The sequence below is a fragment of the Nonomuraea roseoviolacea subsp. carminata genome, from assembly GCF_024172185.1.
In the GTDB taxonomy this organism is placed as follows: Bacteria; Actinomycetota; Actinomycetes; order Streptosporangiales; family Streptosporangiaceae; genus Nonomuraea; species Nonomuraea roseoviolacea.
This window is the reverse complement of record NZ_JAMZEC010000001.1, coordinates 42758-56656: the sequence shown is the minus strand read 5'-3', so window position 1 is coordinate 56656 and position 13899 is coordinate 42758. Positions and strand designations below refer to the sequence as shown.

At 70.6% G+C, this 13899-nt stretch carries 10 protein-coding genes; 1 reads left to right on the top strand and 9 read right to left on the bottom strand.

The annotated features are described in order from the left end of the window. Nucleotides 1-7: 7 nt before the first annotated feature. The 5 genes from HD595_RS00190 to HD595_RS00170 are packed head-to-tail and all read right to left on the bottom strand — an operon-like array spanning nucleotide 8 to nucleotide 4524. Nucleotides 8-679, bottom strand: coding sequence for an HAD family hydrolase (locus tag HD595_RS00190; RefSeq protein WP_253764895.1), 672 nt, complete (start codon nucleotides 677-679; stop codon nucleotides 8-10). Next, nucleotides 669-1739: an ABC transporter ATP-binding protein gene (locus HD595_RS00185; protein ID WP_253764894.1), complete on the bottom strand. Its 1071-nt coding sequence runs from the start codon at nucleotides 1737-1739 to the stop codon at nucleotides 669-671. The genes HD595_RS00190 and HD595_RS00185 overlap by 11 nt, the downstream gene beginning before the upstream one ends. After that, complete coding sequence (locus HD595_RS00180; RefSeq protein WP_253764893.1) at nucleotides 1723-2583, bottom strand: ABC transporter permease; 861 nt, start codon at nucleotides 2581-2583, stop codon at nucleotides 1723-1725. The genes HD595_RS00185 and HD595_RS00180 overlap by 17 nt, the downstream gene beginning before the upstream one ends. A 10-nt stretch (nucleotides 2584-2593) precedes the next feature. Beyond that, nucleotides 2594-3406, bottom strand: coding sequence for an ABC transporter permease (locus HD595_RS00175; protein ID WP_253764892.1), 813 nt, complete (start codon nucleotides 3404-3406; stop codon nucleotides 2594-2596). Then, on the bottom strand, nucleotides 3406-4524 hold the full coding sequence (locus tag HD595_RS00170) for an ABC transporter substrate-binding protein (protein ID WP_253764891.1): 1119 nt from the start codon (nucleotides 4522-4524) through the stop codon (nucleotides 3406-3408). Before HD595_RS00170 ends, HD595_RS00175 begins: the two co-directional genes overlap by 1 nt. A 135-nt stretch (nucleotides 4525-4659) precedes the next feature. Here HD595_RS00170 and HD595_RS00165 point away from each other — a divergent pair, with 135 nt between their 5' ends. Continuing rightward, complete coding sequence (locus tag HD595_RS00165) at nucleotides 4660-5388, top strand: GntR family transcriptional regulator (RefSeq protein WP_253764890.1); 729 nt, start codon at nucleotides 4660-4662, stop codon at nucleotides 5386-5388. 105 nt (nucleotides 5389-5493) lie between these two features. Here the strand turns inward: HD595_RS00165 and HD595_RS00160 are convergent, their stop codons facing one another. From HD595_RS00160 to HD595_RS00145, 4 genes are all read right to left on the bottom strand, one after another. Beyond that, the gene (locus HD595_RS00160; RefSeq protein ID WP_420540678.1) at nucleotides 5494-6948 is read right to left on the bottom strand and encodes a non-reducing end alpha-L-arabinofuranosidase family hydrolase; all 1455 of its coding nucleotides are present in this window, start codon (nucleotides 6946-6948) and stop codon (nucleotides 5494-5496) included. A gap of 16 nt (nucleotides 6949-6964) precedes the next feature. Further along, nucleotides 6965-8989: an RICIN domain-containing protein gene (locus HD595_RS00155; RefSeq protein WP_253764889.1), complete on the bottom strand. Its 2025-nt coding sequence runs from the start codon at nucleotides 8987-8989 to the stop codon at nucleotides 6965-6967. Next, a complete protein-coding gene (locus HD595_RS00150; RefSeq protein WP_253764888.1) occupies nucleotides 8986-11718 on the bottom strand; it encodes a beta-L-arabinofuranosidase domain-containing protein in 2733 nt (910 codons plus the stop codon). Before HD595_RS00150 ends, HD595_RS00155 begins: the two co-directional genes overlap by 4 nt. 262 nt (nucleotides 11719-11980) lie before the next feature. Then, the gene (locus tag HD595_RS00145) at nucleotides 11981-13441 is read right to left on the bottom strand and encodes an endo-1,4-beta-xylanase (protein ID WP_253764887.1); all 1461 of its coding nucleotides are present in this window, start codon (nucleotides 13439-13441) and stop codon (nucleotides 11981-11983) included. Nucleotides 13442-13899: the final 458 nt, after the last annotated feature.

Here is a 13899-nt window from a genome sequence, read left to right as displayed (position 1 = left end):
GGCGGGGTCACCCTCGGCGGAGGGCGCTCCAGGAAGGCACCTCGCCCCGCACGACCAGCACGTGACACCCCGCGGCGGTGGCGGCGGCGATCCCCGTGGGGCTGTCCTCCACGGCGACGCAGCGGCGCGGGTCCGCCTCCAGGAGGCGGGCGGCCTCCAGGTACGGGTCGGGGTGCGGCTTGCCGCGCGGGGAGTCCTCGGCGGCGACGACGACGGCGAACCGGTGGTCGAGCGAGGGCAGCACGAGCTCCACGATCGACCGCGGGGAGGCGCTGACCAGGGCGGTGGGGACGGCCTGGGCGGTGAGCGCACGTAACAGCTCGGTGGCGCCGCGCACGACGCGGACCCCCTGCCTGATGCGGTCGGCGAACGCCTCGGTGAGCCGCCCGGCGACCGCGTCGACCGTCTCCCGATCGGCCGCCGCCGGGCCGGGCGCGGCGTCTCGGGCCGCCGCCGTGCCGGGGGCGGCGTCTCGGGCCGCCGGCACCAGGTACGCGGCCGTGTCCTCGACCGTCCGGCCGAGGACGTACGGCACGTCCGCCGAGCCCAGCGCCCGCCCGAGCGAGGCGGCGACCTCGGCCGTGGCCTCCCACCACAGGCCCTCGGTGTCGACGAGCGTGCCGTCCATGTCGAACAGGACGGCCTCGAAGGGAAGGGGCGGGGCGGAGTCAGAGGGCACTGGCGGGATCCTTCACGGGGGGCGTCTCGGTGCTGCGCGGCGCGACCAGGACGGGCCGTTCGACCAGGCGAACCGACACGCGCGTGCCCGGCGCCAACCGGGCCGCCTCGTGCCCGGGGACGTCGGCGAGGACCTCGCCGCCCTCCACCGACACCCGCAGCCTGACGGACGCGCCGCGGAAGGAGGCGGCGAGCACCTCGGCCCGCCCGTCCTCGGCGGGGGTGACGAGCACGGCCTCGGGCCTGACCAGGACGTCCACGTCGGTGCCCGCCGCGGTTCCGTCGATCGGCAGGAGCTGGCCGAGCACCGTCACCTGGTCGCCCGAGACGCGTCCCGGCAGGTGGTTCATGGTGCCGACGAACTCGGCGACGAACGGGGTGGCGGGCTGGTCGTAGACCTCGGCGGGCGTGCCGCACTGTTCGAGGCGCCCGTTCCTCAGGACGGCGACGCGGTCGGCGATCGACAGGGCCTCCTCCTGGTCGTGCGTCACGAAGATCGTGGTGATGCCCAGGTCGAGCTGCAGGCGGCGGATCTCCTCCCTGAGGGCGACCCGGACCTTGGCGTCCAGCGCGGACAGCGGCTCGTCGAGCAGCAGCAGCCGCGGCGAGAGCGCCAGCGCGCGAGCCAGGGCGACGCGCTGCTGCTGGCCGCCCGAGAGCTGGTGCGGGTAGCGGTCGGCGTGCGTGGGCAGGCCGACCAGCTCCAGCAGCTCCAGTGCGCGCTCCCTGCGAGCCGCCGGCGGCGTCTTGCGGACCCGCAGGCCGAAGGAGACGTTCTCGGCCACGTTGAGGTTCGGGAACAGCGAATAGGACTGGAACACCATGCCGGCGTCGCGCCTGTTGGCCGGCACGCCCGTGATGTCCTTGCCGTCCACCAGCACCGCGCCCTGGTCCGGATGCTCGAACCCGGCCACGCAACGCAGCGCGGTCGTCTTGCCGCAGCCCGACGGGCCGAGCAGGGCGACCAGCTCGCCCGGCTCGACGGTGAGGTCGAGGCCGTCGAGGGCGACCGTCTTGCCGAAGGCACGGCGCAGGCCCTGGAACTCAAGCCGAGCGGTCACGGCTTCCTCCTGAGATGGTGAGCAGTAGCAGCCAGGTGAGCAGGAGGCTGAGCACCGAGGCGGCGACGGACAACTGGCCCTTGGCCCCCGAGATCGTGACGATCCAGACCGCGAACGGCTGGTAGCCGAGGATGCTGGCCACCGTGTATTCGCCGAGGACCAGGGCGAGCGTGAGGAACGCGGCGCCGGCCAGCGCCGTGCGGAGGTTGGGGACGATCACCCTGAGCATCACGTGCGGCCACGACGCCCCCAGGTTGCGCGCCGCCTCCACCAGCGTCCGCACGTCCATCGTGCGCAGCCCCGCGTCGAGCGAGCGGTAGACGAACGGCAGGACCAGGATGACGTAGACGAACACCAGCACCAGCGGGAAGTCCTGGTCCTGCAGCGCGATCAGCGTGGCCCAGAACGGGGTGGGCGCCAGCACCTCGCCGCCGGCCTGGAGCGACTTGCCGACCCCGGCCACCAGCGTGATCGGCGGCACGACCAGCGGCAGCGTGCAGATCACCTCCATGACGGGGCGCAGCCGCGGCGCGGCCAGCCGTACCGTGATCATGGCGGGCAGCGTCAGCAGCAGCACCAGCACGATGGTGGCCAGGGCGAGCCCGAAGGACAGCAGCAGGCTCGGCAGGAAGCCCTCCGCCGCCCACAGCTCCGCGTAGGGCGCGAAGGACAGGCCGGTGGCCTCGTTGTGGACGGTGTACCAGAACGACGCGGCGAGCGGCACCAGGAAGTACAGGGCGGCCAGCGCGAGGACGACCGCCCGCCAGAGGCGCGGCCTGCCCCGGCGGCGGGGCGTGACCGGCACGGTCTCGGGGACCGGCGCGACGGGGGTGAGCGCGGTCATGGCGTCCACCTCACTGCAGCCATCGGGTGCTCCTTCTCTGCAGCGGCAGGTAGACCGCCATGACCAGGGCGGCGACCAGGACCATGTCGAGGCTGAGTGCCAGGCCGACGTTCTCGAAGCCGGTCTGCACGTCGCCGGAGAGGGCGGCGGCGATCTTCAACGTGACCAGCGGCAGCACGGTGCCCGCGCCCATCGCCGAGGCGGTGGCGTACGCGGCGAACGCCGAGCCGAACAGCAGCACCACGCCGCCGAGCAGCCCGGGGGTCAGCACCGGAAGCGCCACGTAGCGCCAGTACTGCCAGGCCGTGGCGCCGTTGTTGGCCGCGGCCTCGCGCCACTGCGGGCGCAGGCCGTCCAGGGCCGGCGCGATGACCAGCACCATGAGCGGCACCGAGAAGTACAGGTAGACCAGCGCCAGGCCCCAGAAGGTGAACAGCGAGCCCGAGGGCAGGCCCAGCAGCCCGCTGACCACGCCGGAGTTGCCGAGCGTGGCCACCCAGAAGAAGGCCAGCGGCACGCCGCCGAAGTTGGCCAGCACGCCCGAGGCGGTCAGCACGGCCTCGCGCAGCGCCCGGGACCGGGAGGTGACCACGGCCTGGGCGAGGAACGTGCCCAGCACCGAGCCCAGCAACGCCACCACGGCCGACAGCTTCACGCTGTTGCCGAGCGCGGTCAGGTAGCCGCCCCGCAGGGTGAGCGCCAGGTTGCCGAACCCCGGCGAGCCCTCCACGGTGAAGGCCCCCGCCACCATGGCGACGGCGGGGATCCCGAAGGCCAGCGCGACGAAGACGAGCAACGGCAACGCGCCGAGGATGCGCCTCATCAGCCCGCGACAGCCGCGTCCCAGGCCTTGGCCAGGTCGTCCTTGGCCTTGGTGACCTGCTCCTCGGTCGGGAACTTCGCCTCGCCCTCGACCGGCGGCAGCTTCGCGGCCAGCGCCTTGTCGATGGTGCCGTCGGCGACCATCGAGGGCATCAGCACCGGGCGGGCGCCGCCCTTGAGCCACAGGTTCTGGCCCTCGGCGCTGTAGAGGAACTCCATCCACAGCCGCGCGGCGGCGGGATGCGGGGCGTCCTTGTTGACGGCCTGCACGTAGTACTGGGCGTAGACGCCGTCGGACGGCACGGCCACCTGGAAGTCGAGGCCCTTGGGCAGGAACTGCTCGCGGTAGCCGGCGTTGAGGTAGTCCCAGTCGATGCTGATGGGCGTCTCGCCCTTCTCGACCGTGGCGGGCGTGGACTCGACGGGGTTGTAGTTGCCGACGTCCTTCAGCTTCTTGAAGAACTGCACGCCGGGGCCGATGTCGTCGAGCGAGCCGCCCTGGGACAGCGAGGCCGCCCACACGCCGGCGAAGGCCGAGCCCGACTTGTTCGGGTTGCCGTTCAGGGCGACCTTGCCCTTGTACTCGGGCTTGAGCAGGTCGGCGAAGGTCTTGGGGCAGGTGCCGATCTTCTTCGCGTCGCAGCCGATGGAGACGTAGCCGCCGTAGTCGTTGACCCACAGGCCGTTCGGGTCCTTCTGGCCGCCGGGGATCTTGTCCCAGCTCTGCACCTTGTAGGCCGCGTACAGGCCCTCCTTGGCGCCGCTGAAGCCGAAGGCCTGACCGACGTCCAGCACGTCGGGCGCGCGGTTCTGGCCCTTGCGGGTCTTCACCGCGTTGATCTCGTCGGCGCTGGAGGCGTCCGGGTTCTCGCTCTCGACCTTAAGGCCGTACTTCTCCTCGAACTTCTTGATGATCTCACCGTAGTTCGCCCAGTCGGGCGGGAGGGCGATGACGTGCAGGCTGCCCTCCTTCTTGGCCGCCTCGACGAGCTTGTCGAGACCTCCGAAGTCGGCGGCGGAGGTCGCCGTCGCGGCGTTCACCCCACCCGTCGTCGTCTGCGTCTGGGCGGTCGGGGCGGCGCCGCACGCCGCGGTCACTACCGTTAGAGCTGCGATCAAGCCTGCGATGCGAGGTGCGGACACGTCGCCTCCACTTCGTGGGATGTGGCTAAAAGGTAGGGGAACATGTACAGACAAGGCCAGACCTACTTAGTCGCATGAACATTGCTATTTCATGAACAGAAGGGATCCGTGATGGCCGCGCGCTATGAACAGATCGCCGCTGAGCTGCGTGACGAGATCCTGACCGGTGTTCACCCCGTGGGGTCCCAGTTGCCCTCGGAGGCTGAACTCGCTGCGCGCTATTCGGCCGCCCGCGGCACCGTACGGCAGGCCGTGGGGATCCTCGCCGCCGAGGGGCTGGTCGGCTCGCGACAGGGCGCGCGGCGCATCGTGCTGGGCGGCGAGCGCAGCCAGAGCTTCGCCGAACTGCACAGCTTCGCCCAGTGGGCCAGATCCCAGGGTCACGTGGTGGGCGGTGAGGTGCTCGGCCAGCGCCGGCGAAAGGCCGGGCCGGCCGAGTCGGCCAAGCTGGGCACCGCCGAGGTGCTCGAGGTGCTCAGGCTGCGCACGCTGGAGGGCGAGCCCGTGTTACTGGAGCGGACCGTCTACGCCTCGTGGATCGCCCCCGCCGTCGAAGGGCTGCCGCGTGACTGCGAGTCGGTCACCCAGGCGCTGTACGACGGGGTCGGGCTGGTCTTCGCCTACGGGGAGCACCTCATCGACGCGGTCTCCGCGAGCAGCGAGGACGCCCGTCTGCTCGGCGTGCGGCGCGGCAGCCCGCTGCTGCGCCAACGCCGGATCACCACCACGCAGGAGGGGCGTCCGGTGGAGTGGTCGGACGATCGCTACCGGGCCGGCAGCGTCGCCTTCAGCATCCGCAACTCGATCGGCGCCAACCCCCTGGCCCGCCTGGCCCTCTGATCTCTTCCCGGGGGCCGGTCCGTGGTGGCGCCGGACGACGGAGGGGCGGCCCGGATGGCCGGGCCGCCCCGTGACGGTGTCCGAGCCGGACACCGTGTCACGCCGTCAGCGTTGCAACGTCAGCAGGCCCGGCCGGTAGGGCAGCAGGCCGTAGTCGCCACCGGAGTTGGGGCTGCGTCCCTGGTAGAGCAGCTGCAGGTTGCAGGGGTCGACGGTCATGGTCTGGTCGGCGCCGGCCCGGACCAGCTCGCCGTGGCTGATGTCGTTGGTCCAGGTGGCGCCGCTGTTGGCCTTGCCGGCGAAGGGGTTGCCCTCGGTGGCGGCCTGCGGCGTCCACGAACCGCCCAGACTGGTGGCCGTGAACGAGCGGAAGTAGCGGCCCTGCGAGCCGATCGCCTCGACGAGCATGAGGTACCGGTTCTGGCCCTGGAGCTTGTAGACCTGGACGGCTTCGAACAGGTTGTTCGTCGTGTCGCTCATGACCACCGTCGAGGTGCTGCCGAAGCTGCCCGGGAAGTTCCCGATGGGCATGCTCGCCCGGTAGATCTTGCCGTTGTCGCCGGCGAAGAACAGGTACATGTTCGTGCCGTCACCGATGAGCGTCTGGTCGATGGGGCCCGTTCCGGAGCCCGAGATGCTCCCGGAGAAGAGCACCTGCTGCGAGGACCAGCCGTTCGGATTGGTGGGGTCGCTGGAGGTCCGGTAGGAGAAGGCGGTGCCGCCCCACTGGTAGGCGAGCACCCAGACGTTCTTCGGGGCGAAGTAGAAGAGCGTGGGCGCGACGGTGGAGGAGGACATCGTGTTCTGGCTGGCCGAGGCCATGTCGGACCAGTTGGTGAAGGGGCTGAAGCTCATCGAACCCCACTTCGTGCCCGTGTCGTGCGTCGTGGCGTAGACGAGGTGCCTGCCGTTGTAGGGGGCGACGGTGAAGTCCTTGAGCGAGACCCAACCCGCCTTGGGGGTCGCCAGCGGGCCGGTGGAGGTCCAGCGGTACGTCGAGGGAAGGTCGCAGCCCGGGTTCTGGGTGCCGCCGTCGACCTTGACGAGTTGCCACTGCTGGTTGGCGCCGCCCCAGTCGTCGTACTGGACGACGTTGGCGCCGTCGGCGGTGGAGGCGCCCTGGACCTCCAGGGCCTTGTTGCTGAGGCGCGAGATGAACCGCACGTGGCCGTCGGAGCTGTCGGCCAGGCGCCACTGCTGGTTGGTGCCGTTGCCGTCGGCCCATTGCACGATCGCGCCGCCGTTGGCGGTGGAGAAGTTGTAGACGTCGAGCACCTTGCCGGAGTGGCGGGACCTGATGCGGTAGTAGCCGCCGCCGGAGTCGACGAACTGCCATTGCTGCTGGTTCTGGTCGTTCCTGGTCCACTGGGTGATGCGGCCGCCGTCGGCGGTGGACAGGTTGTAGACGTCCAGGGCCTTGCCGCTGTTGCGGTTGACCAGCACGTACCAGGCGTTGGTGTCGACGGTGGCCGCATGGGCGGCCTGGGTCTGCAGGGCGACGAACAGGCTCGTCAGTAAGGTGGCCACCGTCGCGAGGACGGCCAGGGGTCTGAATGTCACGATGCGCCTTCCTGTGTCAGGGAGTGGTGAGGTCGAAGCGGCGCACGGTCACCGCGCCGCCGAGCGACCGGGTGGCGTAGTTGAAGATCCCGAAGCGGTAGCCCATGAAGAACTGCCAGGCGTTGGTCAACGTGAAGGCCGGGCCGAGGCTCACGAAGGTGCTGCCGTCGGTGCTGTAGGAGAAGCGGGCCTGCCTGCCGGACCCCGGCCGGATGTCGGCGTTGACCCGCAACCAGATCCGGCCGCCCGAGACGGCCGCGCCCGCCGCCTCGGTGCCGGTGCCGGTGGTCTGCCACGAGCCGTTCATGGTCAGGCCGTTCGTCATCACGACCCGGTTGACGCCGTTGTCGCGCCTGACGCCGACCCAGGCCGACTGGTCGCGCAGCATGGCCAGCCCGGCGCGGTCGCCGTCGGCCATCTGCGAGTAGTCGAGCTCGATCGTCGCCGTCGAGGACGGGCCCTGGATGCGGTGGGTCAGGGTGTTACGGGCGTTGTAGAGGTCGCCTGTGACGGTCGCGGTCTGCAGGTGCAGGCCGTTTCCGGTGGAGAAGCGGCTGGTGTCGGGGTTGTGGTTCCACTCCCAGCGGTGCCCGAGGCTGCCGGAGGTGAAGGTGTCGGGACCGGTCATGGACGCGACGGTCCGGCCGGTCTGGATGTTCGGCTTCGGGTAGGTGGTCCCCCAGCCGCCGTTGACGGTCTGCACCGCCGGCCAGTCGCCGGTCCAGGTGATCGGCGCGAGTGCCGGGACGCGGCCGCCGGGGTAGGCGTCGACGAACGCCATGTAGTACCAGTCGCCGTTCTGGGTCTGGACGAGCCCGCCCTGGTGGGGGACGCCGCCGCCGGAGACGGGGCCGGGCATGTCCAGCAGGACCTGGCGCATCTCGTACGGGCCCCAGGGCGAGGTGGAGCGGAGCACGTACTGGCCGTTGGCGGGGCGGGTCAGCCAGATGTAGTAGTAGCCGTTCCGCTTGTAGAAGCGCGAGCCCTCCAGGGTGCCGACGCTGCTCGGCGTCTGGAAGACCTGCTGGGCGCGCACCTGGCTGAGCCCGTCGGCGGAGAGCTGGGCGACGCTGATGGTGCCGTTGCCGTAGGCGACGTACATGGTGTCGTCGGTGTCGATCAGCAGGCCGGCGTCGTAGTAGCAGGTGTTGATGCGCGAGCGCCTGGTCCACGTGCCGTCCACGGCGGAGGCGGTGTAGACGTAGGTCCGGTTGAACTCGACGCAGCCGAGCCAGTAGTAGGTGCTGTTGCTCGGCCGGTAGTTCAGGGCCGAGGCCCAGATGCCCTTCACGTACGCCCGTCCGCCGTTGAGGTCGTAGGCTCCGGAGTCGAAATCGAGCCTCGGGACCGCATGCCCGGCGTACTCCCAGTCGACCAGGTTGTACGAGCGCAGGATCGGCGCGCCCGGCGAGTAGTGCATCGTCGAGGCCGAGTAGTAGTAGGCGTCGCCGACCCGGATGATGTCGCCGTCGGCGAAGTCCTGCCAGACGACCGGGTTGGTGTAGGTGCCGCCCGGGTTCTGGGTGCCGCCGTCGACCTTGACGAGCTGCCACTGCTGGTTGGCGCCGCCCCAGTCGTCGTACTGGACGACGTTGGCGCCGTCGGCGGTGGAGGCGCCCTGGACTTCGAGGGCCTTGCCGCTGTTGCGGTTGATCAGCCGGACGTGGCCGTCGGCGGAGTCGGCGAGTCTCCACTGCTGGTTGGCGCCGTTGTGGTCGGCCCATTGGACGATGTTCGCGCCGTTGGCGGTGGAGGAGCCGGAGACGTCCAGGACCTTGCCGGAGTGACGGGACCTGATGCGGTAGTGGCCGTCGCCGGAGTCGACGAACTGCCATTGCTGCTGGTTGCCGTTGTTGCGGGTCCATTGGGTGATGCGGCCGCCGTCGGCGGTGGACAGGTTGTAGACGTCCAGGGCCTTGCCGCTGTTGCGGTTGACCAGCACGTACCAGGCGTCGGTGTCGACCGTCGCGGCCGACGCCTGGGGCGTGAGGAACACGCCCACGACGAGCAGGGACGCGAGAACCGCGAGCGCGCGCCTCACAGGAACCTCCAGAGGTTGTTGTCCGCGCCGTTGTCGTCGGCGAGCACGACCTGCGCGCCCTGTGAGGTGCCGGCGAGGCCGAGGACCCGGCCGCCGTTGGCGCACTGGATGCGGAACGCGGCGGCCGATCCGTGGCGCAGCCGCCAGCGATGGTCGGCGGTGCCGTTGTCGGCCCACTGCACGACCCGCGACCCGGCGCCGGTGCCCATGTTCTCCACGCCCAGCACCTTCTGGCTGTTGGAGTTGCGCAGCCGCAGGTGGCCGCCGCTGTCGACGATCGCCGTCCACAGGTGGTCGGCGGTGCCGGTGTCGCCCCACTGGACGACGAGCGCGCCGTCGGCCGCGGACATGTCGCTGACGCCGAGCACCATGCCGGTGCCCACGTTCTGGATGCGCCGCGCGCCGTTCGGCACGAACCGCCACTGGTTGTCCGGGCTGCCGTTGTCGGACTCCTGGACCACCTGGGCGCCGTTCGCGGTCGACCCGTTCCGGATGCCGAGCAGCTTGGAGCTGTTGACGTTACGGATCTTGACGGAGCCGTCGCCGACATCGATGATCGTCCAGCGATGGTCGGCGGTGCCGGTGTCGCCCCACTGGAGCACCCTGGCGTCGTCGGCGGTCGACATGTTCTCGACGCCGAGCACCTTGCCGCTGTGCGCGTTGCGGAAGCGCAGGGCGCTGCCGTCGACGATCGGAACCCAGTCGTGGTCGGCGGTGCCGTTGTCGGTCCACTGCAGGGCCGGACCGCCGTCGGCGGTGGACATGTTCTGGATGCCGAGGACCAGCCCGCTGGCCGCGTTGACCAGCCGGAAGCTCGCCGCGCCGGTACCGCCCTGGCCGCCGGTGCTCCAATAGACGACGTAGTTGTGGTCGTGAGCGTCGTGGAAGGGCCCCAGGCGCACCGGCGCTCCGTCGGCCGTGGCGGTGAAGGCCAGGGAGGTGGCGCCGGTCCGGGCGATCGAGGAGGGGGCCAGGACCGGGGCCGACGACAGGCCGGTGCTGCCGTAGTCGCCCGACAGCACGACCGGGCCGTAGGTCACGGCTTGCACGTCAGGGTTGTCGTTGGCGGCCTTCATGACCACGCGCATGGGCAGCCGCACGGTCACGGTGTCGCCCGACGTCCAGGAGCGGGTGAGATCGGCGTAGGCGCCCGGCGTGGTGGCGATGTCCTGCTGGACCCCGTTGACGCTGATCGTCGCGCCCCGGGTCCAGGCCGGGATGCGGACGCGCATCGTCCACGTTCCGCTCACGTCGCCGGTGACCTGCAGCGACGTGGTGTCGTCGACCGGGTAGGAGGTGGTCTGGGTGACCGTGATGCCGCGCTGACTCCAGGTGAGCGTGGAAGGCGCGAACAGGTTCACGAACAGGGTGGTGCCGTTGTGGAAGTAGATCGAGTCCATCAGCTTGGTGTTGGTCTCGATCCCGGTGCCCTGGCAGCACCAGAAGGAGTTGTGGTCCGTGCTCCAGGTGCCTCCGCCCCAGGCCGGGCCGACGCCTCGGCGTCCGCCGGCGTTGAGCGGGGTGAAGTAGGTGACGTGCCCGTGCGCGTCTGCCGGGTTCTGCTGTCCGATCAGATGGTTGAGCAGGGCGTTCTCGTAGTAGTCGAAGTAGTCGGCCCGGGTCGGTGACAGCAGCCACAGCTCCCGGGTCAGCTTGAGCATGTTGTAGGTGTTGCACGCCTCGCCGGTGTCCCTGGTCAGGTGGGCGGCGATGGCGTCGGGGGCGCGGAAGTGCTCGGCCTGGCTGTTGGAGCCGTTCACGTACGTGTGCGCGCCGACGGTGATGGACCACGCGTTGGCGGCGATGTCGCGGTAGCGGGTGGTCCCCGTGGCCTTGTACGCGCGGGCCGCCCCGATCCACTTGGGCACCTGCGTGTTGGCGTGCAGTCCGTTGAGCCGGTCCTGGCCCGCGGCCAGCGGGTCGAAGACGGCCGCGTGGTCGAACCGCTGGGCCGTGGTCAGCCAGCGTGGGTCGCCGGTCATCTGGTACAGGTCCGTCAGTACGGCGTTCATGCCGCCGAACTCGGTGCCGAGCATGGCCTGCATCTGGCTCGCGCCGAGCCGTGACGTGCGGGTGTCCACCCATCCGGCCAGGGCCAGCAGCACGGTCCTGGCCTGGGTGTCGCCGATCAGCCGCCAGGCGTCCAGCAGCCCGGCCATGGTCTTGTGGATGCAGTAGTACGGCACGTTGCCGTTGCTCAGGGTGCGGTTCTCCAGCGCCGTGATGTCCGATTCGGGGAAACCGGACAGGTAGCCGCTGGTGAAGCCGGCGGCGCCGTTGTTCGCCTGGCATCTGGCCAGTTCGGCCACCATGTGGGTGGCCTTGTCCCGGCAGGCGGTGTCGCCGAGGACGGCGTAGGCCTGTGCCCAGGCCGTCAGGAAATGACCCTGCACGTGGGAGCGGAACGGGAAGGTGGGCGCGTCCCAGCCGCCGTTGGCCGCCGCGCCGCCGGTGGACAGCCGGTGGTTGGCCCGGAAGACGTACAGGAGCCGGTCGACGTCGACGAAGCGCAGGTAGCTGAGGGTGCGGTTCTGGTTGTCCAGCCAGCGGCCGGAGGTCAGCCGGACCTGGCCGAGGTCGAACGCGTAGGCCGAGACACCGAGGTCGGGTCTGGCCCAGGGGAGCGCGGCCGGCGCGGGGGACGTGCCGGCTGTCTCCGTCCGGCCGGTGACCGAGAGCGCGGCGGTCGCGCCCGCGGCCTGGAAGAGCTGACGACGGCTCAAGGACATGCGGAGCTCCTTGGGGAGGGGGGTGACGGCCTGCCGACGGTCACGTGTGCACCGGGTCAGGCCGTTGGAGGGGCCGCCTGTGGTCGTCGGCGCGGAGGTGCCGCTCCTCTCTGTTAGCGTTAACAATTTTCGGCTGAGAGCTACGCGGCGTCCCTCCCCCGGCCGCTTGCCGGGGCCGGGGGAGGAGCGCGCCCGGGGCGCGGTCACCGGGTGGAGGTCCGGATCACCACGCCCAGGCGACGGGACGACCCGTCGGTGGAGCTCACGCGGTGCTCGCGTTGTACGTCCACTTCTGGTTGCCGCCGCCCCAGCAGCTGTACAGCTGCAGGCCCGTGCCGTTGCCGGTGCCGGCGCCGACGGCGTCGAGGCACAGCCCGGACTGCACGCCCACGATCGTGCCGTCGGAGTTGACGCGCCATTTCTGGTTGTCGCCACCCCAGCAGGAGTAGATCTGGATCTTGGCGCCGTTGCCCGTGCCCCCGGCGTCCAGGCACTTGTCGCCGTACACCTTCAGCTCTCCGGCCGAGGTCTGCGTCCACTGCTGGTTGCTCTGGCCGTTGCAGTCCCACAGGTGCACCGCGGTGCCGTCGGCGGTGCCGGAGTTGGGCACGTCCACGCAGCGGCCGGAGGCCGTGTTCTTGATCTGCCCCGCGCCGCCCCCGCCGGGCGGCGGCGTCGTGGTGCCGCCGTTGAGCACGTTGAGCACCGCGGTGTAGGCGGGCTTCTTGTTGCCGTTGCCGTCGAAGAGCAGCGGGGCGGCGCCGGCGCCGAGCCAGGAGTCGCTGTCGCGGACGCCCCACACCGAGATGCCGGCGCAGCGCGGCACCGCCAGGCAGTCGCCGACGACGTTGGCGTACGTGGTGGCGGAGCCGCCCTGGATGTCCAGCTCGGTGATCTGCACGTCGACCCCCAGCGCGGCGAAGCTCTGGATGGTCGTGCGGTAGTTGCTGTTGTAGGGGCTGTTGCCGTTGAAGTGCGACTGCAGGCCGACGCAGTCGATCGGCACGCCGCGGGCCTTGAAGTCGCGGACCATGTTGTAGACGCCCTGGGTCTTGGCCCAGGTCCAGTTGTCGATGTTGTAGTCGTTGTAGCAGAGCTTGGCGGCCGGGTCGGCGGCGCGCGCGGTGCGGAAGGCCACCTCGATCCAGTCGTTGCCGGTGCGCTGGAGGTTGGAGTCGCGCCGGCCGCCGCCGCTGTCGGCGTACGCCTCGTTGACCACGTCCCAGGCGTAGATCTTGCCCTTGTAGTGGCCCATGACGCCGTTGATGTGGTCGATCATCGCCTGACGCAGCGCGCTGCCCGACAGCGACTGCATCCACCCCGGCTGCTGGGAGTGCCAGGCCAGGGTGTGCCCGCGCACCCGCTTGCCGTTCTGCACGGCCCAGTTGTAGACCCGGTCCCCGCTGGTGAAGCTGAACTGCCCCCGGTTGGGCTCGGTGGCGTCGATCTTCATCTCGTTCTCGGCCGTGACCATGGTGAACTCACGGCTGGCGATCGTGGTGTAGGCGGAGTCGCCGAGCCTGCCCGAGGAGATGGCGGTGCCGAAGTAGCGGCCGCTCTGCGCGGCGGCGGCGCCGAGCGTGCTCGCCGCGGCGTCGGCCGGGACCGCCGTCGCCAGTGCCGTGGACAGGCCGAGCGCGCCGATCACGCCGACGATCAACGCCCGGCGGCGCGCGCCGAGCGGCCGCCGGACGGCGGGTGGGGACATGGCGTTGACACCCATGCTTGAGCCTCCTTGTGCGAATCGTGGGGGGACGATCGTTCGGGACACCCCCGCGGGACCGACGCTGCGTCCGCCGGGGGCGCACCTCACACGCGTCGGGACGGCGGTCCCCCTGCCGGCCGCCACGGAGCCGGTAGGGGCGATCACCTCAGGCTTGAGTGTGGGAATGCGGCCGAAATGTGTCAAGGACGGAGTAAAACTTTCGACGATAAGACCCCGCTAGCTGCGCTGTTCATCCTGGCTCAGCAGGTAAGAAGTAGTTCGGAAAGTTTCGGACTGCACGATCAGGGCGGGGCTCCGGTGAAAGTTTCACAGGCGGTGGGCCGATCGGAGCACGACAGCACCGGCCCATGGGGTGCCGGCACCGTCCGGCCGGGAGCACACCCGCGTCGGCCGGCGCCCCCACGACGCCGGTCACCGCGACCGAGCCGCGGCCTCCGACGAGCCGTACTCCCGTG